The organism is gamma proteobacterium symbiont of Lampromicra miyakona (genome assembly GCF_059730895.1).
The window spans coordinates 1196863-1221358 of the sequence record NZ_AP035932.1 but is presented as its reverse complement, the minus strand read 5'-3'; the positions used below and the strand labels follow the sequence as shown (position 1 = coordinate 1221358).

Here is a 24496-nt window from a genome sequence, read left to right as displayed (position 1 = left end):
GATCACTCAAATCTGAAATAAAGAGATCTCATTTACATAAAAAATCCAGTGAAAATCACCTTAATGTCGCCGGGCCAGTTGGTCGCTGCGGACTCGTGCCCAGCCCACATTTTCACATTCCGGCATCCAGTAATTTATAGCCATCGGAGGGAAGTCATGTTGCCGATTGAAAGACAGCAGCGAATTATTGACGAGCTTAATTTAAATGGTCGGGTCATTGTCGCTGAATTAGTCACGCTGTGTCAGGTTTCGCAGGAAACCATTCGCCGTGATTTAACGCAGCTGGAGAAACGTGGCGTATTACAGCGCAGTCACGGTGGTGCAGTACCAGCCAAACGACAGGCCGCCAACATTCAGGGAAATACACGCGGTATTAACGAGTATGAACTATCTTTTCGCCAGCGCATGAATGAAAACGTCGAGGCCAAGATGGCGATAGCCAAACGAGCACTCGATTTTATCAGCCCCGGTGATTGTTTATTACTCGACAGTAGTACCACCTGCTGGTATCTGGCACGACAGCTACCGGATATTGAATTAACGGTGTTAACCAATTCTATCAGAATCGTCCAGACCCTTGCAGCGCGCGGCAGTATCCGCACCATCTGCCTGGGTGGAGAATATTCTGACCGTTATGAAGATTTCCACGGCGTCGTCGCAGAGCAGCCGCTACGGGAATTTCAGATCAATAAGATCTTTTTTTCCTGCAGCAGTTTGGGCAATGACGGTTATTTACGCGAAGGTAACGAAAACAACGCACATTTAAAACAGCAAATGTTGTTAGCGGCAGAAAGAAAACATCTGCTGCTGGACGGCAGTAAATTTCTGCGCCCCTCATTCGCGCGTATTTGTCATTACCGCGATGTGGATTTTCTCATCACTGACCAATTAAAAGACAAAGAGCTGGAACAAGAACTGGCGTGGAACGGCGTCAATATTATTGATTGCTCGCAACGCAGCCATTCGATGCAGCTAATAAAAAATTAATCCGGAGTCTTTATGAAAAAACATCTTATCGCCTGTTCTCTGCTTGCCCTGTTTGCCGCCGCTGGCGCGCAGGCCGCTGACAAAATCCGCATGGGCATCGTGGTAAAAATTGGCGGTATTCCGTGGTTCAACGCCATGGAAGCGGGCATCAAAAGTGAAGCGGCAAAACGCGGCATCGACGCGTGGATGGTCGGGCCAACCGCCGCTGACCCGGCGCTGCAGGTGCGCGCCATTGAAGATTTGATTGCGCAGAAGGTCGATATCATCGGCGTGGTGCCAAACGACCCGAAAGTGCTTGAGCCGGTGCTGAAGCGCGCGCGTGAAGCCGGGATCATGGTGATTACCCACGAATCGCCCGGCCAGAAAGACGCCAACTGGGATTTCGAGCTGGTCGATGCGCCGACCCACGGCATCAACCATATGAAAGCACTGGCGAAATGCATGCATGAAGAAGGCAAGTACGCCATGTATGTCGGCAGCCTGACGGTGCCACTGCATCAGGAGTGGACCGACGCCGCGCTCAACTACCAGAAACAGCACTATCCGAAGATGCAGCTGGTGACCGACAAATTCGGCGTCGGCGAATCGCTGGATGACTCCATCCGCACCACCAACGAGCTGATGTCTAAGTACCCGGATCTGAAAGGCATTATGGCCTTTGGTTCTCAGGGACCGATTGGCGCCGGCCGCGCGGTCATGAACCGCAACAAGATCGATCAGGTGTGCGTCATCGGCGCCTTCAGCCCGGGCCAGGGCGCGTCGCTGGTACAGCGCGGTGCTATCAAGGGCGGCTATATCTGGAATCCGCAGACCGCCGGTGAAGTATTTGTGCGTATCGCCGACATGATGGAGAAAAAAGAGCCAATTACCGACGGCATGACCATTGAAGGGCTGGGCAAAGTGAAGGTGGATGAGGCGACGCACACCATTCTCGGTAACAACACCGAAAGTCTCGATAAAGAGAACCTGCCAAAACTGGTGAAAATGGGGCTGTAACATGCAAGAGGTCACTCCACAGACGCTGATTGCGCTCGACAACCTGTCGAAAACATTTGGTGGCAACCGCGCACTGAGCGATATCTCGCTGACCCTGCTGGCCGGCGAAGTGCACTGTCTCGCTGGCACCAACGGCTGTGGCAAGAGCACCTTAATTAAAGTCATTTCCGGGGTGCACGCCCCGGACAGTGGCAGCCGCATTACCCTCGGCGACGGCCAGAGTTTCCCGCGTCTGACCACCCGTCAGGCGCGCGACTTCGGTATCCAGGTGATTTACCAGGATCTGTCGCTGTTCCCCAATTTGAGCGTGGCGGAGAACATCGCCTTTGAGCATAACCTCAACGGGTTGCTCGGCTGGCACCGTCAGGCCCGGCTGCGCGACACCGCGCGCGGCATTATTGATGAGCTGAAATTCGATCTCGATCTGAATGAGAAAGTCGCTGCGCTGTCGATTGCCCAGCGCCAGCAGGTGGCGATTTGCCGCGCGCTGGTGGCCGATGCACGACTGGTGATCATGGACGAACCCACCGCGTCGCTGACGCGTACCGAGGTCAATCAGCTGCTGCGCACCGTGCGCTATCTGAAAGACAAAAACATCTGTGTGGTGTTTGTCAGTCACCGGCTGGATGAAGTGCTGGAGATTTCGGATCGCGTGACGGTGATCCGCGACGGCCGCAAGATGGGCTGCTGGCCAGCCAGGGAGATGACGCCGCATCACCTGACCGAACTGATGACCGGCCTGAAGCTCGACTACCAGTTAAAAGCGCCAACGCGCAACGCCGATCGGGCGATTCTCGAAGTAGAGAAGCTGACGCGCGCCGGTCAGTATCATGACGTCAATTTCAAACTCTACGCCGGTGAAGTGCTGGGCCTGTGCGGCCTGCTCGGCTCCGGCCGCACCGAACTGGCGCTGTCGCTGTTTGGCATGACCAAACCGGACAGCGGCAAAATCTGGCTCGACAGCAAGCCGGTGCGTTTTCGCGGGCATGAAGACGCCATCAAAGCCGGTATCGGCTACGTTTCGGAAGATCGCCTGACGCTCGGCCTGGTGCAGCAGCAGTCGGTGGCCGACAACATGGTGCTGCCGATTCTCGATAAGCTGCAAAACCGTTTCCACCTGATCGACGAATACCGCAAGAACAAGCTGATCCTGCAGTGGATTCAGCAGCTCGGCGTGCGCGTGGCCGATCCCAACCTGGCGATCTTTACCCTGTCCGGCGGCAACCAGCAAAAAATCGTGCTGGCGAAATGGGTGCTGACCCAGCCGCGCATTCTGATCCTCGACTCGCCGACCGTCGGCGTGGATGTCGGTGCCAAGGCCAGCATCTATCAGCTGATCCACGAGCTGGCGAAAGAGGGACTGTCGATCATCCTGATTTCCGACGAAGTGCCGGAGGTCTGGTACAACTGCGACCGCATTCTGCACTTTCGCGACGGCACCATCCATGCCGAATACCAACCCGATACCGTGGCGCAGGAACAGCTGGCGGAGGTGATTAATGCCTGATTTCTCTCGTTTACGTCCGCACTCCAGCCAGGGCTGGCTCGCCTGGGTGCTGCTGGCTTTCATGGTGTTCTTCTCGCTGGCCAGCGATCAGTTCCTGACGGTGCAGAACCTGCTGGATCTGGCGGAAAGCTATGCCGTTACCGGCATTTTCGCCCTCGGCCTGTTTGTGGTGCTGGTGACCGGCGGTATCGATATCTCCTTCGCCGCCGTGGCGTCGGTGGTGCAATACCTGATCGCCTCGCTGTTTGTGCAGTTCCAGTTTGATAACGCGCTGCTCAGCATTCTGCTGGCTATCGTCTGCGGCACGCTGTTTGGCGTGATCAACGCCCTGCTGATCACCTCGCTGCGCGTGGTGTCGATCATCATCACCATCAGTATGCAGTCGCTGCTGTTTGGTCTGCTGATGTGGGTTACCGGCGGCAAAAGCCTCTACTCGCTGCCGGACTGGTGGATCACCCTGCGCAGCGTGCTGCCGTTTAGCGTACAGGGCAACAGTTTTCAGATTGGCTTACCGCTGGCGATCATGCTGGTGATTGCCGGGCTCACCGCGCTGCTGCTCAACAAAACCAATCTGGGCCGTCATCTGTATGCGGTGGGCGGCGATGCGGAATCGGCGCGGCGCATTGGCATCCGCGTGGGATTGATTCACGTGTTTGCCTACGGCTGGCTCGGGGCGATGGCGGCGATTGGCGGGCTGGTGCAGGTGTACCGCATGGGTGAAGTAGTGCCGAACGCGCTGGTCGGCGGTGAGCTGGATGTGCTGGCTGCGACGGTGCTGGGCGGTGCCAGCCTGATGGGCGGCAAAGGCACGGTCAGCGGCACGCTGATGGGCGTATTCCTGATCGCCATCCTGAAAAACGGCCTCAATCTGATCGGCGTCTCCAACTACTTCATGAACATTGTGGTCGGCGGCACGATTATGGTGGCGATTGCCGTCACCCACTACAAAAAACGTAAAGAAACCGACGTCAGTTTCGTCTGACGGGAGGAGCCATCACCATGAAATCTCTCTCTGCGCTGCGGCCGGACGGCACCAACATCGGCCTGATGCTGTTGATTGCGCTGGCGCTGGCCACCTTCAGCGTCATGCTGCCGGGCCGCTTTCTCACTGATTCGACCTTTATGAGCATGGCGTTTCAGCTGCCGGAGCTCGGCCTGTTAACACTGGCGATGTTTATCGCCATCCTCAGCGGCGGCCTGAACCTCGCCATCATCGCCACCGCCAACCTGACGGCGCTGTTCATCGCCTGGACCCTGATGAGCGCCCTGCCCGCTGATGCCGGTACCGGTCAGCAGCTGCTGTGGCTGTTTATCGCCATCGTCGGCGCGATGGTGATTGCCGCCGTGATTGGCGTGATCACCGGCGTGATGGTAACGCGCATCGGCGCACACCCGATTCTGGTAACGCTGGCCACCATGATGACGCTCAACGGCATCGGCATCTGGCTGACCAAAGGTGCGGCGGTGAGCGGTATGCCGCCGGTGGTGCAGTCGCTCGGCTCAGACACGCTGCTGGGCATGCCGCTGCCGCTGTGGGTATTCCTGGTTGCCGCCGCGCTGCTGGCGCTGTTCCTCGGCAAAACCCGCGCCGGTAAATGCATCTACATGGGCGGCAGCAACATCAACGCCACCTGGTTCAGCGGCATCAATACCCACCGTATGGTGATGCTGGTGTATGTCATCTCCAGCCTGCTGTGCGTGCTGGCCGGTCTGATCATGATGGCGCGCTTTAACTCGGCGCGCATGGGTTACGGCGATGCCTACCTGCTGCTGACCGTACTGGCCATTATTCTCGGCGGCACCGATCCCAACGGCGGTTTTGGCCGCGTGACCGGCGTGGTGCTGGCGCTGATTGCGCTGCAGGTGCTCTCCACCGGCTTCAACCTGATGAACATCAGCCAGCATGTCAGCCTGGCGATGTGGGGTGCCGTGCTGGTGGTGGTGCTGGCCTTCAAACAACTCAAAGCGCGCTTTAACGATCACCGTGCCGTCAGGCTCAGCAAACTGGCCGCGGCGCTTAATCCTCTGACCGAAAAAAAGGAAGTATGATGCGTATTCAAGTCTCCCCGTCGTTGATGTGTATGAATCTGATGGAGATCAAGCACCAGCTGGCCGTGCTGGACTCCCGCGCTGACTTCCTGCACATCGACATCATGGACGGTCACTACGTTAAAAACATCACCCTGTCGCCGTTCTTTATTGAGCAGATCCGCCCGCATACCCAGGTAGCGATCGATGTGCATCTGATGGTGGAAGAGCCGACCGACTTTATTGAAGCGGTGGCCAATGCCGGCGCCGATTACATTTGCCCGCACGCTGAAACCATCAACCGTGATGCGTTTCGCGTTATCAACCTGATTCGCAGCTACGGCAAAAAAGTGGGCGTGGTGCTCAACCCGGCTACGCCGGTCTCCTTTATCCATCATTACATTCATCTGCTGGATAAAATCACCGTTATGACGGTGGATCCGGGCTATGCCGGTCAGCCGTTTATTCCGGAGATGGTGCAGAAGGTACAGGAGCTGAAGGCGCTGAAGCAGGCGCACGGCCACCGCTATCTGATTGAGATCGACGGTTCCTGTAATACGCGTACCTACAACACGCTGGTCGGTGCCGGTGCCGAAGTGCTGATTGTCGGTACTTCCGGCCTGTTTAATATTCACGAAGATCTCGCCACCGCGTGGAACATGATGCGTGAGAGCATTGATGAAGCGCAGGGCCTGGCGCAGGTGTCGGCATGACAACACGCTGGCTCGGTATCGACATTGGCGGCACCGGCACCCGTCTGCAGTTGATGGAGGCGGGCCGCATCTGGAGCAGCTTTCGTAAAGTGCCCACCGCCAGCTGGGCGCAGCAGCCCGATGCGCTGGCCGCACTCGGGCAGCTGATTGCGGAAACGCTGGAGCAGCAGCCGGTCAGCGGTGTAATGCTCGGCCTGCCGGGCATTCTCAGCCGCGATCGTCAGCAGGTGATTTCACTGCCGTTCATTCAGGCGCTTGATCATCAGCCGGTAGCGGCGCTGCTGAGTGAACGACTGGGCGTGCCGGTGGCGATGGATAAAGACGTTAACCATCTGATGCTGTGGGATTTAATGCAGCTGGAGCAGCTGCCGGAAAATGCGGTAGGTCTGTATCCTGGCACCGGCATGGGCAACAGCCTGTGGATCAACGGCCGCTTCTACCATGGTCAGCATGGCGGAGCCGGTGAACTCGGCCACGTGCCGGTGGCCGGTAACGCGCTGCCCTGCCCATGCGGCAACCATGGCTGTGCGGAAACCGTGACCTCCGGCCACTGGTTGAGCCACTGGGCGCAGGCCAATGCGGCGCAAACGCCAATGTCGGCGCTGTTTACCCATCACGGTTCTGACCCGGCGCTGCAGGCGTTTGTGCAGCGGCTGGCGCAGCTGATCGCCACCGAGATGAACATTCTCGATCCGGAGTACCTGATTCTGGGCGGCGGCGTGCTGGCGATGGCAGATTTCCCGCTGGCGCAGCTGCGCAGTCAGATCCAGCAGCATTTACGGCCGCCGGCCACGCGGGATGGTTTGAAAATCATCTTCAGTCAATCCACCGATCACACCGGCTGTCGCGGCGCCTGCCTCGCCGCAGAACGGCTGTTCAGGAGCGCGCAATGAAAGGAAAAGTGTGTGTGTTTGGCTCGTTCAACCTCGACGTGGTCGCGGTGATGAACCGTTTCCCCCTGCCGGGCGAATCGCTCACGGCGCACAACAGCATGATGGGGCCCGGCGGCAAAGGGGCCAACCAGGCCACCGCCGCGCTGCGCGCCGGGGCGCGCGTGCACTATATCGGTAAGGTAGGTAATGACGATTTTGGCACCTTTGCCCGCCGCCATCTGGAGAAGACCGGTTTCGATGCCATTACACTGTTCACCTGTAAAGAGAAACCCACCGGCAACGCGCTGATTTACGTGGCGGGCGATGATGCCGAGAACATGATATCGGTCTATCCCGGCGCAAATACCACCGTGACCGCGGCCGAAGTGGCGCGCTGTCAGCCCACCGTGGCTGCCGCCGATATTCTGCTGGTGCAGCTGGAGAACAACCTCAGCGCCATTCAGCGCATGATCGACAACGCGCGTGCCGGCGGCACGTTTGTCATTCTGAATCCGGCACCGTGGCAGAAAGTCAGCGATGCGCTGCTGGCTAAGGTGGATCTGTTAACGCCCAACAGCACCGAAGCGATGCAGCTGAGCGGGATAAAAGTGACCGATTTTGCCAGCGCGCAGCGCGCCGCCGAAGTGCTGCACCGTAAGGGCGCGCGTCAGGTGATTATTACGCTTGGCACCGCGGGCGCCCTGCTCTCCAGCGCGGAGCAGCAGCTGCGTATTCCGCTGTTTCCTGCCCAGCCGCTCGACACCACCGGTGCCGGCGATGCCTTCAACGGCGCACTGGCGGCGCGCCTGGCGTCCGGCGATGCGTTACCGCAGGCGGCGCTGTTTGCGGCGGCGTTTGCCTCGCTGTGCGTCGAGCGTTCCGGCGCGGCCAATTCCATGCCCTCCTACGCCGAAGCGCTGGCGCGCATGCAGGCTCATCCGGAGTGTGAAGTAACGCCGTTAAATGCTCCGGAAATCACGCACATGGCGTAGTGGCGCAATGCATTGCGCCCTGGCATCTGCAGAGTCGGCATTCGTGCCGGCCCTGCGAATTACCGCCGCGGTTATGCCTGCAACCAGCCCATCAGCTGCGCATAGTGCAGTAACATAATGGTTTTGCCGTCGCGAATGCGCCCCTCTTTCACCATCGCCAGCGCCTGGGGAAACGGCAGCTCGAGTACGGTGATCTCTTCATCTTCCACGCCGCCGCCGTCGTTAGCGCGCTGCGCGTCGCTGTATTCAGCGGCGAAAAAGTGCAGCAATTCCGTTACGCCGCCCGGCGACATGTAGGCCTCAAACAGCTTTTCGACCTTACCAACCTGATAGCCGGTCTCTTCCACCGCTTCTTTACGGATGCAATCTTCCGGCGTGTCGTTATCCAGCAGTCCGGCGCAGGTTTCAATCAGCTCACCGCTGGCGTTGTCGTTAACATAGGTCGCGATGCGGAACTGACGAATCAGCACCACGCTGTTTTTTTCACGGTTGTAGAGCAGGATGGTGGCGCCGTTGCCGCGATCGTAGACTTCACGTTTGTGACGTACCACGTCGCCGTTACTGCGGGTGAGTTCGTAGGTGTAGTTGCGCAGAATGAAATAATTATCAGACAGCAACTTATCTTTGATGATGTTGATCTTTAACGACATAGCCGCTCCACTGCGTAGCTGAGGGAGCCTGAGATAATAGGCCGAAGCCGTGGGGAAAACTATCTGAATTGTGGGGCAGATTGCCCGCGATGGCGTAATGGTTGTCAGTTGAGCATTACGCCTTTTCAACGCTCATGGCACGTGTCGTAGCGGCGCTATTCATCGCGCATCCGGGCAACTGTGCAGTGATTAACTTAGCGCGATAAATCGCGCCGCTACAATGTTGTGTGGTTTGCGGCTGCCTCAACCGGTCGGCACGAAAACCCTGATACCGCACCGGCAGGCGCGGCCAGGGTCGTGATTAGAAACCGTTTGGCTGGTCTTTCATATCCGGCAGATGGTGGGCAATGCCTTTGTGGCAGTCGATACAGGTCTGTCCGTCCTGCACCGCTTTGCTGTGCATTTTGGCCGCGACCGTTTTCTGCGCGGTGAAGTCCATATAATCGAAGTTGTGGCAGTTACGACACTCCTGCGAATTGTTGTTCTTCATCCGGCGCCATTCGTTCTGCGCCAGCTCGATACGCGTCTCTTCAAACTTCTGCGGCGTATCAATCAGGCCAAAGATCTTGGCGTACACCTCTTTACTCGCCTGGATCTTACGAATCATCTTCGGCCCCCACTCGTGCGGCACGTGACAGTCCGGGCAGGTGGCGCGCACGCCGCTACGGTTGTTGTAGTGCACCGTCTGCATATATTCCTGATAGACGTTGTTGCGCATTTCGTGACAGCCAATACAGAACTGCTCGCGGTTGGTCATCTCCATCGCGGTGTTAAAACCGCCCCAGAAGATGATGCCGCCAGCAAAGCCAAGAATCAGCAGCGTGCCGAGCGCCAGACGGCTGGGGCGTCGCCACCAGCGCCAGATACGTAAAAGTTTCTGTTTCATCGTCACCTCACTGCCCAAAGCCGTCAGCCGGCTTAAAGGTGTTTTCCACCACCGGTTTGGCATCGGTCTGCGGCACGTGACACTGCAGGCAGAAGTAGCGACGCGGCGATACCGTGCTGCTCACCACGCCGTCGCGGTCAGTAAAGTGCGTCGGACTGACACGCGGCGCGCCGGTGGTCAGATAGCTCTGGGTGCCGTGACACTGCAGGCAGCGGTTCACGTTCTTCGTCACCTGGTAGCCCTCCACGCTGTGCGGGATCACCGGCGGCTGATTAACATAGTTCAGCGGCTTGCGGCTCTGCTCTTTGGGCTGATGAATGGTGCCCTGCTGCGTTGCCGTCACTTCCGGTGACTGATTGAGATCGACGCCGTTATTAGCGTACACCACGCCGCCCAGCATCAGGGCGGCAACGGTTACAAGAGTGATAAAAGGTTTCATTGCATCCTGCCTCAGATTTTCACCAGCTTAACGGCGCATTTTTTGTAATCGGTCTGCTTCGACAGCGGATCGGTGGCGTCCAGCGTGATGTTGTTGGCCAGCACGCCGGCATCGAAGAACGGCATAAATACCAGCCCCTGCGGCGGCTGATTACGCCCGCGCGTTTCCACGGTGGCGAGGGTTTCGCCGCGACGTGATACCACGCGCACCTTCTCACCGCGACGGAAGCCGCGATCTTTGGCGTCCAGCGGATGGATATACAGCAGCGCCTGCGGCACCGCGCGGTGCAGTTCCGGCACGCGGCGCGTCATGGTGCCAGTGTGCCAGTGCTCCAGCACGCGACCGGTGCAGAACCACAGGTCATATTCGGCATCCGGCGCTTCCGCTGGCGGCTCGTACGGCAGGGCAAAAATGGTGGCTTTGCCGTCCGGCTTACCGTAAAAACGTACGCCCTCACCGGCTTTCACATAGCTGTCGAAACCTTCACGATAGCGCCAGCGCGTCTCTTTGCCGTCCACTACCGGCCAGCGCAGACCGCGCGCCTCGTGATAAGTATCAAACGGTGCGAGATCGTGACCGTGGCCGCGCCCAAAACTGGCATACTCCTCGAACAGGCCTTTCTGGATATAGAAGCCAAACTCACGCGCTTCATCGTTAAGGCGGTCGTCGGCCACTTCGCTCAGCGGGAACTGATTCACCTGGCCGTTGGCATACAGCACGTCGTAGAGGGTTTTGCCTTTCAGCTCAGGCTGCTGAGCAATCAGCGCCTCTGGCCACACGTCCTCAACGCGGAAGCGTTTGGCAAAGGTCACCAGCTGCCACAGATCCGATTTCGCCTCGCCCGGCGCTTTCACCTGCTGATGCCAGAACTGGGTACGGCGCTCGGCGTTGCCGTAGGCGCCCTCTTTCTCTACCCACATCGCCGTCGGCAGAATCAGGTCGGCAGACAGGGCGCTGACGGTCGGATACGGGTCGGATACCACGACAAAGTTGCGCGCATCGCGCCAGCCCGGCATGCGCTCCTGCGTCAGGTTCGGCCCGGCCTGCATGTTGTTGTTACACATCACCCAATAGGCATTCAGCTTGCCATCTTTCAGCGCGCGATCCTGCGCCACGGCGTGCAGACCGACTTTGGCTGGCACCGTGCCCTGCGGCAGCTTCCATAGTTTTTCAGCTAAAGCGCGGTGTTTGTCATTGTTCACCACCATGTCGGCTGGCAGACGATGCGCAAACGTGCCCACTTCACGCGCGGTGCCACAGGCCGATGGCTGGCCGGTGAGCGAGAACGGTCCGGTGCCCGGACGGGAAATTTTGCCGGTCAGCAGGTGGATGTTGTAGCACAGGTTGTTCGCCCACACGCCGCGCGTATGCTGGTTGAAGCCCATGGTCCAGTAAGAGACCACCTTCACGTTCGGATCGGCGTACAGCTCCGCCAGCGCGATCAGCTGATCCTGCTCTACGCCGCTCATGGCGCTGGCTTTTTCCACCGTGTATTCCGCGACAAATTTCGCATACTCATCGAAGCTGATTGGCGTCGACTCGCCGTTGTCCGGATTTTTCGCCGCCGCCTGCAGCGGATTGGTCGGGCGCAAACCGTAGCCGATATCCGTCACGCCTTTACGCAGCGTGACGTGATTCTGCAGGAAGGTTTTATCGACTTTATTGTTCTGAATGATGTAGTTAGCGATGAAGTTGAGGATCGCCAGATCGCTCTGCGGCGTGAAGACGATGGCGTTATCGGCCAGCTCGAAACTGCGGTGGCGATAGGTCGACAGCACCGCCACTTTGACGTTGTCATTGCTGAGACGACGCGCGGTCAGGCGTGACCAGAGAATCGGGTGCATCTCGGCCATGTTCGATCCCCACAGCACAAACGCATCGGCCTGCTCGATGTCATCGTAGCAGCCCATCGGTTCGTCCATACCGAAGGTACGCATAAAGCCCACCACCGCAGACGCCATGCAGTGGCGCGCGTTCGGATCGAGGTTGTTGGTGCGGAAGCCGGCTTTCATCAGCTTTGATGCGGCGTAACCTTCCCATACGGTCCACTGGCCGGAGCCAAACATGCCGACCGATTCCGGGCCGTTGGCTTTCAGCGCCGCCTTAAACTTCGCTTCCATGATGTCGAACGCCTGATCCCAGCTTACCGGGGTGAACTCGCCGTTCTTATCGAATTTGCCGTCGGTCATGCGCAGCAGCGGCTGGGTCAGACGATCTTTGCCGTACATGATCTTCGGCAGGAAGTAGCCTTTGATGCAGTTCAGACCGCGATTAACCTCCGCCTGCGGATCGCCCTGCGAGGCGACCACGCGGCCATTCTGCGTGCCGACCAGCACGCCACAGCCGGTGCCGCAAAACCGGCACGGCGCTTTTTCCCAGCGAATCGGCTCAGCCAGGCTGGTGGCCGCTTTGGTCACGGTCGGAATGGTGAGACCGGCAGCCGTTGCAGCAGCAGCCGCCGCATTGGCCTTCATAAAATCACGACGACTCAGGTTCATGATGCTTCCTTACAGGGTTCTTCAATTTCGTCTTGCTGGTGATAAACCAGCGATACCGCCAGCACATCCGGGATGTTGCGGGTGGCTTCAATGTTGCTCAGCAGCGTGGCGCTGTTGGCCGCGCCCAGCGTTAGCGCCAGCGTGCCGCGTGCGGCATCTTCTGCCGCAATGTCGCTATCGGCAAAGTTCAGTAGCGCCTGCCGCACCGCCGCGATCGCGGTCGGACGTGCCTGAATCACCAGGCCACATACGTGCCAGCTGTCGTTATTCGTCATGATGCAGTCCTGTGGCTGAGACCGGACACGGCGCGATACAGGCGCCACAGCCGGTGCAGTGTTGCGGAAGGATTTCCGGCTGGCCGATGCCGTTGGGCATCAGGCGAAAACGGATCGCCTGCTGCTCACAACTCTCCTGGCAGCTGCGACAGTTAACGCCAAGAAAAGCGATACAGCGGCTGTCGATGCGGATGCGCTGGCTAAAAGGTTCAGTGTCGCGCGGCTGAAACAGCGGCTGCGGGCAGACGTCGGCACAGGCGGCGCAAAAGGTGCATTCCCCCTGCAGAAAGTCGAGCTGCGGCGCTTCGCCAGCGGCGATGCGGATAATGCCGCTCTCGCAGGCTTGTACGCAGCGGGCGCAGCCGTCACAGCCGCTCTCACCCCGCCACCACGGCAACGCGATACCGCCGGCAGGCATGACGCGCTGCCCGGTAAAGAGTTCACGTCGCGACAACGCCATCGGCTCACCTCAATGCGGGGATGTAGAGATGGTGCGTAAAATAACCTGAGGTTATGAAGGGCTATATCACCCGAAAGGTGTAATTCCCGATGCGGGATCAAGAGAAGGATAATTGAAATAAAAACGGGGGCCGACTGGCCCCCGCAGGTGAGCATCGCTGCGATTAACGCGCGTTGTCTTCCGCAAGTTTAGGCGCCGCACCATCCTGATCGTCATGATGATGCTCGTGCTCTTTCATCGCTTCCGCCTGCACGCGCTTACGCACGCCAAACCAGCCGAGCACCAGCAGCACGGCAATCAGCGGAATTGAAGCAATGGTGTAAGTGCCGTTCGGGTAGTCAAACGCCATCAGCACCAGCACGCTCACCAGGAACAGCAGCGTCAGCCACGAGGTGAACGGCGCCCACGGCAGCTTGAAGCTGACATCTTCCGCTTTGCCCTCTTTGATGGCTTTGCGCAGACGCATCTGGCACACCACGATGAACGCCCACGAGGAGATAATCCCCAGCGACGCCACGTTCAGGACGATCTCAAACACCTGCGACGGAACGTAGTAGTTGAGCACCACGCCGATCACGTACACGCCGATGGTCACCAGGATACCGGCGTAAGGCACCTGCTGCTTACTCATCTTCGACATGAACTGCGGCGCCGAGCCGCCCATCGACATTGAACGCAGAATACGTCCGGTGGAGTACAGGCCCGAGTTCAGGCTCGACAGCGCCGCGCTCAGCACCACGATGTTCATCACGCTGCCAATGTAAGGCACGCCCAGTTTGGAGAAGAAGGTGACGAACGGGCTTTGTCCGGCCTGATAGGCGTTCCACGGCAGCAGCAGTACCAGCAGCACCACGGAGCCCACATAGAACAGGCCGATACGCCAGATCACGCTGTTGATGGCTTTCGGCAGCATGGTTTTCGGGTCTTTACACTCGCCCGCCGCCGTGCCCACCAGCTCAATCGAGGCGAAGGCAAACACCACGCCCTGTACCAGCACCAGCGCCGGCAGCAGACCGTGCGGGAACAACCCGCCGTTGTCGGTGATCAGGTGGAAGCCGGTGGTGTTGCCGTCCAGCGGTTTACCGCTGCCGAGGAACACCACGCCGACAATCAGGAACACCACGATAGCCAGCACTTTCACCAGCGCGAACCAGAATTCCATCTCGGCGAACCACTTTACGCCGATCATGTTCATGGTGCCGACAATCGCCAGCGCGCCCAGCGCAAATACCCACTGCGGCACATCACCAAACGCGCCCCAGTAATGCATGTAAAGCGCCACCGCGGTGATATCGACGATACCGGTCATCGCCCAGTTAACGAAATACATCCAGCCCGCGACGTAGGACGCTTTTTCCCCGAGGAATTCACGCGCGTACGAAACAAAGCTGCCGCTGGAAGGGCGATGCAACACCAGCTCGCCCAACGCACGGAGAATAAAGAAGGAGAAGATACCGCACACCAGATACACCAGTGCCAGTGCCGGACCGGCCATCTGCAGACGCGCGCCGGCACCGAGGAACAGACCGGTACCGATAGCGCCGCCAATGGCGATCATTTGTACCTGACGGTTACCCATCGCTTTGTGGTAACCCGTATCGTGAGAGTTAAGCCAGCGCCTTCTCGCAGCACGCTGTTCGGCTGGCGTTTTTTTAGTAGATTTCATAGCTTTCCTGTTTGTCCTGTCCATCAATCACCGCGTAACCAATCGATTGCGCCGGGCAGTGCGAAATGGGGTAAAACCGGCCCCTGAGCGGCGGAACGATGACGCGCGGCGAGCCGGGAAATTACGGCGATGAATCCTACCCGTTCTGCATGAACGAAGCAAAATATACTGGCTGACTGCACGGGTTGATTTGTAATAATCCGTCGCGACGCACAAAAAAACCGGCCAGTGGGGTGGCCGGTAATCGGTGGCTACAGGAAAAAACTACCAGAGGGGAATAATGAAGGGCATTAACGGTAAATCTCGGCGCTGCCGCTCCACATGCTGGAATCGCCTGGATTCTGCATGCCAATGACGCGATAGTGGCTGGCGCCCATCTCTTCCGCTTTCTGCGACAGCTGACGGGTGGCGTCATCCAGCGAACCGCGCACGCCGCTCACCGATACGGTGCCGCTGCTTTGCAGGTCCTGGGTTTGTGCCTCGCTCAACGGCGAGGCGGCAAAGGTAGTAAACGATGCGCTGGCAAGCAGTGCAGCAGTCATTACGGCATAACGTGTCTTCATGAGGTGCTCCTGTTGTCGTGCGGGGAAAAGGTTACGCGTCAAAGTATCGTCGGGCCAGTGCAAACCAGGCTGCGCGGGCGGTAAAAGCGTTCAATATTTCGCCAGCCAAACGCGGTTAATCCAGGGAAACGTAAACCGCGGTTAGTTTCTCTGGTAAAAGTAACCAGATGTGTCAATTTCGCGCTCGCACCCGCGCTGCGGCTGACTTATAATCCCCCGCTCTTGTAAGGGTTATTATTGTGATAGTGAAACGTCCTGTTACCCGCACCATTGCCCGCGCGCTCAGCGCGATTGTGCTGCTGTCGCTGTTAACCACCGGCCTGGCGCTGATGACGCTCTCCAGCAGTTTGCGCGATGCCGAAGCGGTGAATGTCGCCGGCTCGCTGCGCATGCAAATCTACCGGCTGGCGTGGGACAGCACGCGCGATCCGCAGCAGCTGGCGCACCATATGCAGCAATATCAGCAGACGCTGGAGTCACCGGCGCTGCAGCATCTGGAGCGTCCGTGGGTGCCGATTGAAGTCAGCAGCCGCTATCGCTATCTGCGCGACAGCTGGCCGGTACTGCAGGAGACGCTGCAGCCGGCGCGGGCGCAGGTGTACCAGCAGCGCGTGGCGGGCTACGTCAGTGAGATCGACCGCTTCGTGCTGGCGGTGCAGCACTATGCCGAGCTGAAAATGCATCTGGTGGCCGCCAGCAGCCTGTTCGGCTTTCTGGCGATTGTCGCGCTGGCGCTGTGGAGCATTGGCTTTATTCGCCGCAACGTGGTGCGTCCGCTCGATTCGCTGGTCACCGCCAGTCAGTACGTCGAACAGGCCAACTTCAGTTTTCCGCCGCTTTCCGTGCATCAGCCCAACGAGCTGGGCGTGCTGGCGCAGGCGTTTACCACTATGGCGGAGCGGCTGCATTCGCACTATCGCCTGCTGGAGTGCGCGGTACGCAATAAAACCGAAGATTTAACCCAGGCCAACCGCACGCTGTCGCTGCTGTATGAAAGCTCGCAGATTCTCACCGGCAGCCCGCTCAATCCCGAGCTGTTTCAGGGCCTGCTGCGGCTGGTGCAGCGGCGGGAAGCGCTGGAGGTGCTGCAAATCGCCAGCGAAGATATCGCCTTCCAGGCCGGCGTGCCCGCCGACGATCTCAGCTGGCAGCGGCTGCCGCTGCAGCAGGAGGAGCAGCGCCTCGGCGAACTGTGCTGGCAAACCCGCCGCGCGCCGCCGGCCGATGAGCTGATGCACAGCCTGGCCAACATGCTGGCGCGTGCACTGTGGATCTGGCAGACGCAGAAGCAGTATCAGCAGATGCTGCTGATTGAAGAGCGCGCCACCATTGCGCGCGAGCTGCACGATTCGCTGGCGCAGTCGCTCTCTTTTCTGCGTATCCAGCTGACGCTGCTGCGGCGTAATGTCGATAGCAGCCAGCCGCAGGCACAGGCGATCATCGCCGATTTTGATCGCGCGCTGGCCGAGGCCTATCAGCAGCTGCGCGAGCTGCTCACCACCTTCCGCCTGAGCATTGAACAGGCCGATTTAGTGCAGGCGATGCAGGCGATGATCGCCCCGCTGCAGGAGCAGTCGCAGGCGGCGATTACCTTTGACTATCAGCCTGGCCTGCAAACGCTGGATGCCCAGCAGCAGGTGCACGTGCTGCAGATTGCACGCGAGGCGCTGCTCAACGCAATTCGTCACGCGCAGGCGCAGCAGATTCAGATTCGCTATCAGCGTGTCGCTGATGATGAGCACCTGCTGACCATCGAAGATGACGGCTGCGGTATCAATAGCGTGGAAGAGCCGCCGGGCCACTACGGGCTGACCATCATGGCCGAGCGCGCGGCGCGTCTCGCCGGCAGCTTACTGATTACCCCGCAGGCGCAGGGCACCTGCGTCACGCTGCGTTTTCCCGCCCGCCCCGCGCACCGGCTGGCTTAACGCATTACACTTAGCAAATGGATTGAAACTCTGGAGAACCTATGGCTCACCCTTCCCTGTCTATTATGATCGTTGACGATCATCCGCTGATGCGTCGCGGTATCCGCCAGTTGCTGGCGCTGGAACCGCGTCTGGAAGTGGTGGCTGAGGCGAATAACGGTACCGAAGCGCTGGCCGAAGCGCGCCGTCTGGCACCGGATGTGATTCTGCTCGATCTGAATATGAAGGGCATGTCCGGGCTGGATACGCTGAAGGCGCTGCGCCACGAGGGCGTCGCGGCACGCATTCTGGTACTGACAGTGTCCGACGCGCGCAGCGATATTTACGCCATGGTGGATGCCGGCGCCGATGGCTATCTGCTCAAAGACAGCGAACCGGAACTGCTGCTGGCGCAGGTGATGCGCGGCGCACAGGGCGAGAACGTGTTCAGCGAGGTGGTGGCAGAATATCTGGCGACCCGCCAGCCCAGCGTCAATCCGTTCAGACAGCTAACCGAGCGCGAACTGGATGTGTTGCAGGAAGTAGCACGCGGCTTATCCAACAAAGAGATTGCCGCCACGCTGCACATTTCCGAAGAAACGGTAAAGGTGCACATCCGCAACCTGCTGCGTAAGCTCGACGTCCGTTCCCGCGTTGCGGCAACGGTGCTGTGGCTGGAGAGTCGCAATGTGTGATTGCGCACATAAAGCTGCTGCGACTTTTACACTTTCTCCATAATTTATCCACGATTCCCTAATTTGCCCCGCGTACAGTAAGCAGCAACCGGAGTTTTCAGGATCGCCCTTGCACTCCGCCAGCGTGAAGCGCAGCGTGCGACACGCTTTTACTAATAACAAGTACAAAGTACGCAGCTGAGGAGTGTCGGTTTCATGTCGAACTTTTTTATCGACCGCCCCATTTTTGCCTGGGTGCTGGCTATTTTGCTGTGCCTGTGTGGCACGCTGGCCATTATCTCGCTGCCGGTGGAACAGTATCCGGATCTCGCGCCGCCTAACGTGCGCATCACCGCCAACTATCCCGGCGCATCCGCGCAGACGCTGGAAAACACCGTCACCCAGGTTATCGAGCAGAATATGACGGGGATCGATAACCTGATGTACATGTCCTCGAACAGCAGCAACACCGGCCAGGCGCAGATCACCCTCACCTTTACCGCCGGCACTAACCCGGATGAAGCGCGGCAACAGGTACAGAATCAGCTGCAGAGCGCGCTGCGCAAGCTGCCGGCGGCGGTGCAGTCGCAGGGCGTCACGGTAAACAAAACCGGCGACAGCAACATTCTGATGATCGCCTTTGTCTCCACCGACGGCAGCATGGATAAACAGGATATTGCCGATTACGTCGCCAGTAACATTCAGGATCCGCTCAGCCGCATCGACGGCGTCGGCCAGGTCGATGCCTACGGCTCGCAATACGCCATGCGCATCTGGCTCGATCCCAACAAGCTGATTAACTACGCGCTAACCACCGACGATGTGGTCAGCGCCATCGAATCGCAGAACACTCAGGTGGCGGTCGGCCAGGTCGGCGGGTTGCCGTCGGTGGACAAACAGGCGCTGAACGCCACGGTTAACGCCCAGTCGATGCTACAGACGCCCGCGCAGTTTCGCGCCATTACGCTGAAAACCAACACCGACGGTTCAGTGGTGACGCTCGGCGACGTGGCCACCATCGCCATGGGCGCCGAAAAGTATGACTTTCTGAGCCGCTATAACGGCCAGCCCGCCTCCGGTCTCGGCATCAAGCTGGCTTCCGGCGCCAACGAGATGAATACCGACAAGCTGGTGCGCGCCCGCGTCGCCGAACTGGCGCAATATTTCCCGCACGGGCTGGAAGCCAAAGTGGCGTTTGAAACCACGCCGTTCGTTAAAGCCTCCATTAAGGACGTGGTGAAAACCCTGCTGGAAGCGATCCTGCTGGTGTTTCTGGTGATGTACCTGTTCCTGCAAAACTTCCGCGCCACGCTGATCCCCACCATTGCTGTGCCGGTGGTGCTGCTCGGCACCTTTGCGGTGCTGTACGCCTGCGGCTTCAGTATTAACACCCTGACCATGTTCGCCATGGTGCTGGCCATCGGGCTGCTGGTGGATGATGCCATCGTGGTGGTGGAAAACGTCGAGCGCATCATGAGCGAAGAGGGATTATCGCCGCGGGCCGCCACGCGTAAATCGATGGGGCAGATTCAGGGCGCGCTGGTGGGCATCGCGCTGGTGCTGTCCGCGGTGTTTGTGCCGATGGCGTTCTTTGGCGGCACCGTGGGCGCTATCTATCGCCAGTTCTCCATCACCATTGTCTCGGCGATGGTGCTGTCGGTGCTGGTGGCGATGATTCTGACGCCCGCGCTGTGCTCCACGCTGCTCAAACCGCTGGCGCAGGGCCAGCACCATGGCCGGCGCGGATTTTTCGGCTGGTTTAACCGTCACTTCAATGCCAGCGCCGAACGCTACGAGCGCGGTGTGGCGCGCATTCTGCTGAAGAGCGGCCGCTGGCTGCTGCTCTACCTGGCGATTATCGGCGTGATGGCGTTTCTGTTTATCCGTCTGCCCACCTCCTTCCTGCCGCTGGAAGATCGCGGCGTATTCCTTACCCAGGTGCAGCTGCCGCCGGGCTCAACGCTGCAGCAAACCTCGCAGGTGGTGGCAAAGGTTGAAGATTATTACCTGACCGCCGAAAAGGACAATGTGCTGTCGGTGTTCTCCACCATCGGTGCCGGTCCGGGCGGCAACGGACAAAACGTGGCGCGCCTGTTTGTGCGTCTGAAGGACTGGGAGCAGCGGCCAGGTCGCGATCGCACCTCGTTTGCCATCATCGATCGCGCCACCGCAGCCTTTAAAAAGATCAAAGAGGCACGCGTCATCGCCAGCAGTCCACCGGCGATCACCGGCATGGGCAGCTCCTCCGGCTTCGATATGGAGTTGCAGGATCACGGCGGCATCGGGCACACCGAGCTGATGGCGATGCGCGATCGGCTGCTGGCGCTGGCCGACAGCAATCCGGCGCTGTCGCGCGTGCGCCACAACGGGCTCGACGACAGCCCGCAGCTGCAGATTGATGTCGACCAGCGCAAAGCGCAGGCGCTCGGCGTGTCGCTGGATACCATCAACGACACCCTGACCACCGCCTGGGGCTCAACCTACGTGAATGATTTTCTCGACCGCGGCCGCGTGAAGAAAGTCTACGTCCAGGCCGCACCGGAATTCCGCATGCTGCCGGGCGACATCAACAAATGGTATGTGCGCAACAACAGCGGCGGCATGGTGCCGTTCTCCGCCTTCGCCACCAGCCACTGGGAGACCGGTTCACCGCGTCTTGAACGCTACAACGGCTATTCGTCGCTGGAGATTGTCGGCGAGGCGGCTAACGGCGTCAGCAGCGGCACGGCGATGGATGAGATGGAGAAACTGGTGGCGCAGCTGCCGCTCGGCGTTGGCTTCCAGTGGACCGGTGCCTCCTATCAGGAGCGTCTCTCCGGCTCGCAGGCGCCGGCGCTGTATGCGATTTCGCTGCTGGTGGTGTTCCTGTGCCTCGCGGCTCTCTACGAGAGCTGGTCGATTCCATTCTCGGTGATGCTGGTGGTGCCGCTGGGCGTGGTGGGCGCGCTGGTCGCCACCTGGCTGCGCGGACTGGAGAATGACGTCTACTTTCAGGTCGGCCTGCTGACGGTGATTGGTCTGTCGGCGAAGAATGCGATCCTGATCGTCGAGTTCGCCAATGAGATCAACAGCAAAGGGCGTGAACTGCTGGAGTCGACGCTGGAGGCATCGCGGCAGCGCCTGCGGCCGATTCTGATGACGTCGCTGGCCTTTATTTTCGGCGTGCTGCCGATGGCGATCAGCAGCGGTGCCGGTTCTGGCAGCCAGCATGCGGTCGGTACTGGCGTGATGGGCGGCATGATCTCCGCCACGGTACTGGCGATCTTCTTTGTGCCGCTGTTCTTCGTGCTGGTGCGCCGCCGCTTCCCGCTGCGGGCAAAGCCGCACGACTGAGGCTAAATCCGGGCAAATAAAAAGCCGCCATGATGAATGGCGGCTTTATTGATGTGTGCGGTAAGAATAACAGCAAGTTGGGAAGTGCCCTGCTTTTCTCTTCACGAATTACTTACGTAACATCGCTTCGATAAATTCTTTCCAGTTCCCCAGTTCGTGTTCAACCATAATACCCTCTCTTCTTGTAGTGGCGATTTTACGCCGTTTTTTTCTACAGGTGAATACGTTTCCACCTCTCATCACTATCGGCAACTACCGCAGAAAGCTTGAATTTGCTGAAACTGCGGACTGACGCACATTTCAGCAACCTGTTAATGCGACTCATAAAAGCGCGGACTTAATCCGCCAGGCCCGTTTTTGCCGTCTAAGATAATTCTTAGATCGCTAATGATGCCGCAGGCGACAATTTCGCAGGTAAGTGAAAGCGTTTACTGGCCCTGATTAGCGTCGTTTATTGGCGTCGCGGCGAGATGAAAAACAGCGCCGCTGCGCGTCTGACCTCACAGCCCACGGCGCGCTATGGTAAACTCGCGCTTTATTTAACACAGGACGGGAATACGCGATGACAGCGCAGTGGGTGATGTACGGAATTAAGAATTGCGACACCATAAAAAAAGCACGCAACTATTTGAGCACTTCCGGCATCGACTTTCATTTTCATGATTATCGCGCTGACGGGCTGGATGCGGCACTGCTGCAATCCTTTATCGACCAGCTGGGGTATGACGTGCTGCTGAACACGCGCGGCACCACCTGGCGTCAGCTGCCGGAAGCGGAACGCGATGCCATCCGCGATGCGGCCAGCGCCAAAGCGCTGATGCTGGCGCACCCGGCGCTGATCAAACGTCCGGTGCTGGCGGCGCCAGACGGTACATTGCTGGTGGGTTTCAAAGAACCCGTTTATCACGCCTTTATCCAGGAGAAGTCATAACATGTTCTGTCCGGTCATTGAGCTGGCTCAGCAGCTTATTCGTCGCCCCTCGCTTAGTCCGGATGACGCCGGTTGCCAGGCCATGTTAATTGCGCGCCTGGAGGCGATTGGTTTCGACGTCGAGCCGATGCACATTGGCGATACGCTTAACTTCTGGGCCACGCGCGGCCAGGGCGAAACGCTGGCTTTTGCCGGGCACACTGATGTGGTGCCACCGGGCGATGCCAACCGCTGGATCAGCCCGCCGTTTGAACCTTCGATTCGCGACGGCATGCTGTTTGGCCGTGGCGCTGCAGACATGAAAGGCTCGCTGGCGGCGATGGTGGTGGCGGCCGAGCGCTTCGTTGCTGCTCATCCCAATCATGCTGGCCGGCTGGCGTTTCTCATCACTTCCGATGAAGAAGCCAGCGCCGTCAACGGTACGGTAAAAGTGGTTGAGCGCCTGATGGCGCGCAATGAACGTATGGATTACTGCCTCGTCGGTGAACCGTCGAGCACCGAAGTGGTCGGCGACGTGGTGAAGAATGGTCGTCGCGGCTCGATGACCGCCAATCTGACCATTCACGGCGTGCAGGGCCACGTGGCTTATCCGCATCTGGCTGATAACCCGGTACATCGTGCAATGCCGGCGCTTAACGAGCTGGTGGCGACCGAATGGGATCAGGGCAATGAGTTCTTCCCGCCGACCAGCATGCAGATCGCCAATGTGCAGGCCGGCACCGGCAGTAACAATGTGATCCCCGGCGAGTTTTTCGTGCAATTTAACTTCCGCTTCAGCACCGAACTGACCGATCAGATGATCAAAGATCGCGTGGCGGCGCTGCTCGATCGCCACCAGCTGCGCTATACGCTGGAGTGGAATGTGTCCGGTCAGCCGTTCCTGACTTCACGCGGCAAGCTGGTGGATGCCGTCGTCAACGCCGTGGCGCACTATAATGAGATCAAGCCGCAGCTGTTAACCACCGGCGGCACCTCTGACGGGCGCTTTATTGCCCGCATGGGCGCACAGGTGGTGGAGCTCGGCCCGGTGAATGCCACTATTCATAAGATCAATGAGTGCGTGAAAGCCTCGGATTTGCAGCTGCTGAGCCGGATGTATCAGCGCATTATGGAACAGCTGATCGCCTGATGGCACCTTGAAGGAGAAACCTCATGGAATGGTTAAAAGAGTACTGGTGGGTGATTGTGATTCTGCTCATGGTGGGCGTGCTGATGAACGTCTATAAAGACCTGAAGCGCATCGATCATAAAAAATATATGGATAACAAACCGGATCTGCCACCGCATCGCGATTTCAACGATAAGTGGGACGATGACGACGACTGGCCGAAGAAGAAGTAGTCGCCGCTGATCGTTTAGCGTACAAGGTCGCCCTGCACGGCGACCTTTGTTTTATGGCGCGCCGGTCTCACACCATCATCACCACATCATCGTCGCCCGGCTTCGCCCCGCTCAGCGCCTCATCGAAATAGCGACGCGGCACGGTATAGCGCAGGTGATTCAGCGCCAGCTGCATGCTGCGTTCATCAATTGCGTGCGGCAGATCGTCAACGATATCCAGCGTCACATCGCCGCCCAGCGCGGTTAGGCGCTGCATCGCCGCTTCCGCATGCTGCATCGGCACCTGCTCGTCATAATCGCCGTGAATCAGGTGGATAGTGTTGCGCGTGCTGGCCTGCTCCGGCAGCGTGACGTAGCGGCCGCTAAAGGCCACCACGCGTCCCGCCAGATCCGGCTGGGCTTTTACGCCTTCCAGCACCATGGTGCCGCCCTGCGAAAAACCGACCAGCGCGGTGGCTTCCGGCCGCACGCCGCTCTGCTGCTGCCAGTGACGCACCGACTCGACAAAGGACGGCATCACCGCATCCACGCCCTGCTGCTGCGAGCGGTCGTGTTCCGGTATCTCGGCATACCACTGGCGGCCCTGCGGCGCGCTGGCCGGATAAGGTGCGCCCACCGACACCACCTGCGCCTGCGGAAACGCCTGCGCGAACCAGCTGCCAATCTGCGCCATCGAATCGGGGTTGTCGTTCACGCCGTGATACAGCAAAAACAGCTGCGCGGCGTTATCCGGTTGCTGAACAATTACATATCGTAGTGCCATAACGTCCTCCTCAAA

24 protein-coding genes are annotated in these 24496 nt (G+C 59.0%); 14 read left to right on the top strand and 10 right to left on the bottom strand.

Annotated elements, in window-relative coordinates; genetic code table 11:
* Positions 1-156 precede the first annotated feature (156 nt).
* Genes AC6I8P_RS05560 through rbsK form a run of 8 tightly spaced genes read left to right on the top strand, consistent with a single transcriptional unit; the run spans position 157 to position 8095 of the window.
* A complete protein-coding gene (locus AC6I8P_RS05560) occupies positions 157-987 on the top strand; it encodes a DeoR/GlpR family DNA-binding transcription regulator (protein WP_021508063.1) in 831 nt (276 codons plus the stop codon).
* 12 nt (positions 988-999) lie between these two features.
* Positions 1000-1983, top strand: a complete 984-nt coding sequence (locus tag AC6I8P_RS05555; RefSeq protein ID WP_058758342.1) for a substrate-binding domain-containing protein — start codon at positions 1000-1002, stop codon at positions 1981-1983.
* A gap of 1 nt (position 1984) precedes the next feature.
* Complete coding sequence (locus AC6I8P_RS05550) at positions 1985-3490, top strand: sugar ABC transporter ATP-binding protein (protein ID WP_498031043.1); 1506 nt, start codon at positions 1985-1987, stop codon at positions 3488-3490.
* Positions 3483-4472, top strand: coding sequence for an ABC transporter permease (locus tag AC6I8P_RS05545; protein WP_498031042.1), 990 nt, complete (start codon positions 3483-3485; stop codon positions 4470-4472). Before AC6I8P_RS05550 ends, AC6I8P_RS05545 begins: the two co-directional genes overlap by 8 nt.
* A gap of 17 nt (positions 4473-4489) precedes the next feature.
* Positions 4490-5539, top strand: a complete 1050-nt coding sequence (locus tag AC6I8P_RS05540; RefSeq protein ID WP_021508059.1) for an ABC transporter permease — start codon at positions 4490-4492, stop codon at positions 5537-5539.
* A complete protein-coding gene (gene alsE, locus AC6I8P_RS05535) occupies positions 5539-6231 on the top strand; it encodes a D-allulose 6-phosphate 3-epimerase (RefSeq protein WP_031279804.1) in 693 nt (230 codons plus the stop codon). The genes AC6I8P_RS05540 and alsE overlap by 1 nt, the downstream gene beginning before the upstream one ends.
* Entirely contained in the window at positions 6228-7124 is an 897-nt protein-coding gene (alsK, locus tag AC6I8P_RS05530; RefSeq protein ID WP_021508057.1) for an allose kinase, read from the top strand. Before alsE ends, alsK begins: the two co-directional genes overlap by 4 nt.
* Entirely contained in the window at positions 7121-8095 is a 975-nt protein-coding gene (gene rbsK / locus AC6I8P_RS05525) for a ribokinase (RefSeq protein WP_058781764.1), read from the top strand. Before alsK ends, rbsK begins: the two co-directional genes overlap by 4 nt.
* Before the next feature lie 71 nt (positions 8096-8166).
* Here rbsK and nudK read toward each other — a convergent pair whose 3' ends face one another.
* The 8 genes from nudK to AC6I8P_RS05485 all read right to left on the bottom strand — a co-directional run bounded on the left by nudK (position 8167) and on the right by AC6I8P_RS05485 (position 15532).
* A complete protein-coding gene (gene nudK, locus AC6I8P_RS05520) occupies positions 8167-8745 on the bottom strand; it encodes a GDP-mannose pyrophosphatase NudK (RefSeq protein ID WP_021508055.1) in 579 nt (192 codons plus the stop codon).
* Positions 8746-9046: 301 nt separating this feature from the next.
* Complete coding sequence (gene napC, locus AC6I8P_RS05515; RefSeq protein ID WP_058758337.1) at positions 9047-9631, bottom strand: cytochrome c-type protein NapC; 585 nt, start codon at positions 9629-9631, stop codon at positions 9047-9049.
* A gap of 7 nt (positions 9632-9638) precedes the next feature.
* A complete protein-coding gene (gene napB, locus AC6I8P_RS05510) occupies positions 9639-10070 on the bottom strand; it encodes a nitrate reductase cytochrome c-type subunit (RefSeq protein WP_058758336.1) in 432 nt (143 codons plus the stop codon).
* Positions 10071-10081: 11 nt separating this feature from the next.
* A complete protein-coding gene (napA, locus tag AC6I8P_RS05505) occupies positions 10082-12568 on the bottom strand; it encodes a nitrate reductase catalytic subunit NapA (protein ID WP_104094115.1) in 2487 nt (828 codons plus the stop codon).
* Complete coding sequence (locus AC6I8P_RS05500; protein WP_264240131.1) at positions 12565-12843, bottom strand: chaperone NapD; 279 nt, start codon at positions 12841-12843, stop codon at positions 12565-12567. The genes napA and AC6I8P_RS05500 overlap by 4 nt, the downstream gene beginning before the upstream one ends.
* Positions 12833-13303 (bottom strand): ferredoxin-type protein NapF, encoded by a 471-nt coding sequence (gene napF / locus AC6I8P_RS05495; RefSeq protein ID WP_059011693.1) that lies wholly within the window; start codon positions 13301-13303, stop codon positions 12833-12835. Before napF ends, AC6I8P_RS05500 begins: the two co-directional genes overlap by 11 nt.
* 163 nt (positions 13304-13466) lie before the next feature.
* Positions 13467-14969: an L-asparagine permease gene (ansP, locus tag AC6I8P_RS05490; RefSeq protein ID WP_498031041.1), complete on the bottom strand. Its 1503-nt coding sequence runs from the start codon at positions 14967-14969 to the stop codon at positions 13467-13469.
* Between the two features lie 290 nt (positions 14970-15259).
* Complete coding sequence (locus AC6I8P_RS05485; RefSeq protein WP_058770823.1) at positions 15260-15532, bottom strand: YdgH/BhsA/McbA family protein; 273 nt, start codon at positions 15530-15532, stop codon at positions 15260-15262.
* Positions 15533-15771: 239 nt separating this feature from the next.
* Here AC6I8P_RS05485 and narQ point away from each other — a divergent pair, with 239 nt between their 5' ends.
* From narQ to acrD, 3 genes are all read left to right on the top strand, one after another.
* The gene (gene narQ / locus AC6I8P_RS05480) at positions 15772-17460 is read left to right on the top strand and encodes a nitrate/nitrite two-component system sensor histidine kinase NarQ (protein WP_058758332.1); all 1689 of its coding nucleotides are present in this window, start codon (positions 15772-15774) and stop codon (positions 17458-17460) included.
* Between the two features lie 41 nt (positions 17461-17501).
* Positions 17502-18134 carry a response regulator gene (locus tag AC6I8P_RS05475; protein ID WP_031279800.1) on the top strand — a complete coding sequence of 211 codons (633 nt, stop codon included), beginning with the start codon at positions 17502-17504 and terminating at the stop codon, positions 18132-18134.
* Positions 18135-18329: 195 nt separating this feature from the next.
* Positions 18330-21446 carry a multidrug efflux RND transporter permease AcrD gene (gene acrD, locus AC6I8P_RS05470; RefSeq protein ID WP_058770826.1) on the top strand — a complete coding sequence of 1039 codons (3117 nt, stop codon included), beginning with the start codon at positions 18330-18332 and terminating at the stop codon, positions 21444-21446.
* A 108-nt stretch (positions 21447-21554) separates the two neighbouring features.
* On the opposite strand, the gene ypfM is transcribed toward acrD, so the two are convergent.
* Positions 21555-21614, bottom strand: a complete 60-nt coding sequence (gene ypfM, locus AC6I8P_RS05465) for a protein YpfM (RefSeq protein WP_104085366.1) — start codon at positions 21612-21614, stop codon at positions 21555-21557.
* Positions 21615-22008: 394 nt separating this feature from the next.
* Between ypfM and AC6I8P_RS05460 the strand changes: the two genes are divergently transcribed.
* From AC6I8P_RS05460 to AC6I8P_RS05450, 3 genes are read left to right on the top strand one after another with little or no spacing between them, the layout of a single operon-like run.
* Complete coding sequence (locus AC6I8P_RS05460) at positions 22009-22377, top strand: ArsC family reductase (RefSeq protein ID WP_021508043.1); 369 nt, start codon at positions 22009-22011, stop codon at positions 22375-22377.
* 1 nt (position 22378) lies between these two features.
* Positions 22379-23506 (top strand): succinyl-diaminopimelate desuccinylase, encoded by a 1128-nt coding sequence (gene dapE / locus AC6I8P_RS05455; RefSeq protein WP_127834421.1) that lies wholly within the window; start codon positions 22379-22381, stop codon positions 23504-23506.
* Between the two features lie 23 nt (positions 23507-23529).
* Positions 23530-23718: a YpfN family protein gene (locus tag AC6I8P_RS05450; protein WP_021508042.1), complete on the top strand. Its 189-nt coding sequence runs from the start codon at positions 23530-23532 to the stop codon at positions 23716-23718.
* 67 nt (positions 23719-23785) lie between these two features.
* Here the strand turns inward: AC6I8P_RS05450 and ypfH are convergent, their stop codons facing one another.
* Positions 23786-24481 carry an esterase gene (ypfH, locus tag AC6I8P_RS05445; RefSeq protein ID WP_021508041.1) on the bottom strand — a complete coding sequence of 232 codons (696 nt, stop codon included), beginning with the start codon at positions 24479-24481 and terminating at the stop codon, positions 23786-23788.
* Between the last annotated feature and the right edge of the window lie 15 nt (positions 24482-24496).

Bases quoted from the DNA above. Each gene is read 5' to 3' on its own strand.
- napC (WP_058758337.1), bottom strand. From the start codon at position 9,631: ATGAAACAGAAACTTTTACGTATCTGGCGCTGGTGGCGACGCCCCAGC.
- AC6I8P_RS05500 (WP_264240131.1), bottom strand. From the start codon at position 12,843: ATGACGAATAACGACAGCTGGCACGTATGTGGCCTGGTGATTCAGGCA.
- alsE (WP_031279804.1), top strand. From the start codon at position 5,539: ATGCGTATTCAAGTCTCCCCGTCGTTGATGTGTATGAATCTGATGGAG.
- AC6I8P_RS05550 (WP_498031043.1), top strand. From the start codon at position 1,985: ATGCAAGAGGTCACTCCACAGACGCTGATTGCGCTCGACAACCTGTCG.
- rbsK (WP_058781764.1), top strand. From the start codon at position 7,121: ATGAAAGGAAAAGTGTGTGTGTTTGGCTCGTTCAACCTCGACGTGGTC.
- AC6I8P_RS05555 (WP_058758342.1), top strand. From the start codon at position 1,000: ATGAAAAAACATCTTATCGCCTGTTCTCTGCTTGCCCTGTTTGCCGCC.
- ansP (WP_498031041.1), bottom strand. From the start codon at position 14,969: ATGAAATCTACTAAAAAAACGCCAGCCGAACAGCGTGCTGCGAGAAGG.
- AC6I8P_RS05475 (WP_031279800.1), top strand. From the start codon at position 17,502: ATGGCTCACCCTTCCCTGTCTATTATGATCGTTGACGATCATCCGCTG.
- nudK (WP_021508055.1), bottom strand. From the start codon at position 8,745: ATGTCGTTAAAGATCAACATCATCAAAGATAAGTTGCTGTCTGATAAT.
- AC6I8P_RS05450 (WP_021508042.1), top strand. From the start codon at position 23,530: ATGGAATGGTTAAAAGAGTACTGGTGGGTGATTGTGATTCTGCTCATG.
- AC6I8P_RS05560 (WP_021508063.1), top strand. From the start codon at position 157: ATGTTGCCGATTGAAAGACAGCAGCGAATTATTGACGAGCTTAATTTA.
- napA (WP_104094115.1), bottom strand. From the start codon at position 12,568: ATGAACCTGAGTCGTCGTGATTTTATGAAGGCCAATGCGGCGGCTGCT.
- napB (WP_058758336.1), bottom strand. From the start codon at position 10,070: ATGAAACCTTTTATCACTCTTGTAACCGTTGCCGCCCTGATGCTGGGC.
- acrD (WP_058770826.1), top strand. From the start codon at position 18,330: ATGTCGAACTTTTTTATCGACCGCCCCATTTTTGCCTGGGTGCTGGCT.
- AC6I8P_RS05460 (WP_021508043.1), top strand. From the start codon at position 22,009: ATGACAGCGCAGTGGGTGATGTACGGAATTAAGAATTGCGACACCATA.
- ypfH (WP_021508041.1), bottom strand. From the start codon at position 24,481: ATGGCACTACGATATGTAATTGTTCAGCAACCGGATAACGCCGCGCAG.
- AC6I8P_RS05540 (WP_021508059.1), top strand. From the start codon at position 4,490: ATGAAATCTCTCTCTGCGCTGCGGCCGGACGGCACCAACATCGGCCTG.
- AC6I8P_RS05485 (WP_058770823.1), bottom strand. From the start codon at position 15,532: ATGAAGACACGTTATGCCGTAATGACTGCTGCACTGCTTGCCAGCGCA.
- dapE (WP_127834421.1), top strand. From the start codon at position 22,379: ATGTTCTGTCCGGTCATTGAGCTGGCTCAGCAGCTTATTCGTCGCCCC.
- alsK (WP_021508057.1), top strand. From the start codon at position 6,228: ATGACAACACGCTGGCTCGGTATCGACATTGGCGGCACCGGCACCCGT.
- napF (WP_059011693.1), bottom strand. From the start codon at position 13,303: ATGGCGTTGTCGCGACGTGAACTCTTTACCGGGCAGCGCGTCATGCCT.
- AC6I8P_RS05545 (WP_498031042.1), top strand. From the start codon at position 3,483: ATGCCTGATTTCTCTCGTTTACGTCCGCACTCCAGCCAGGGCTGGCTC.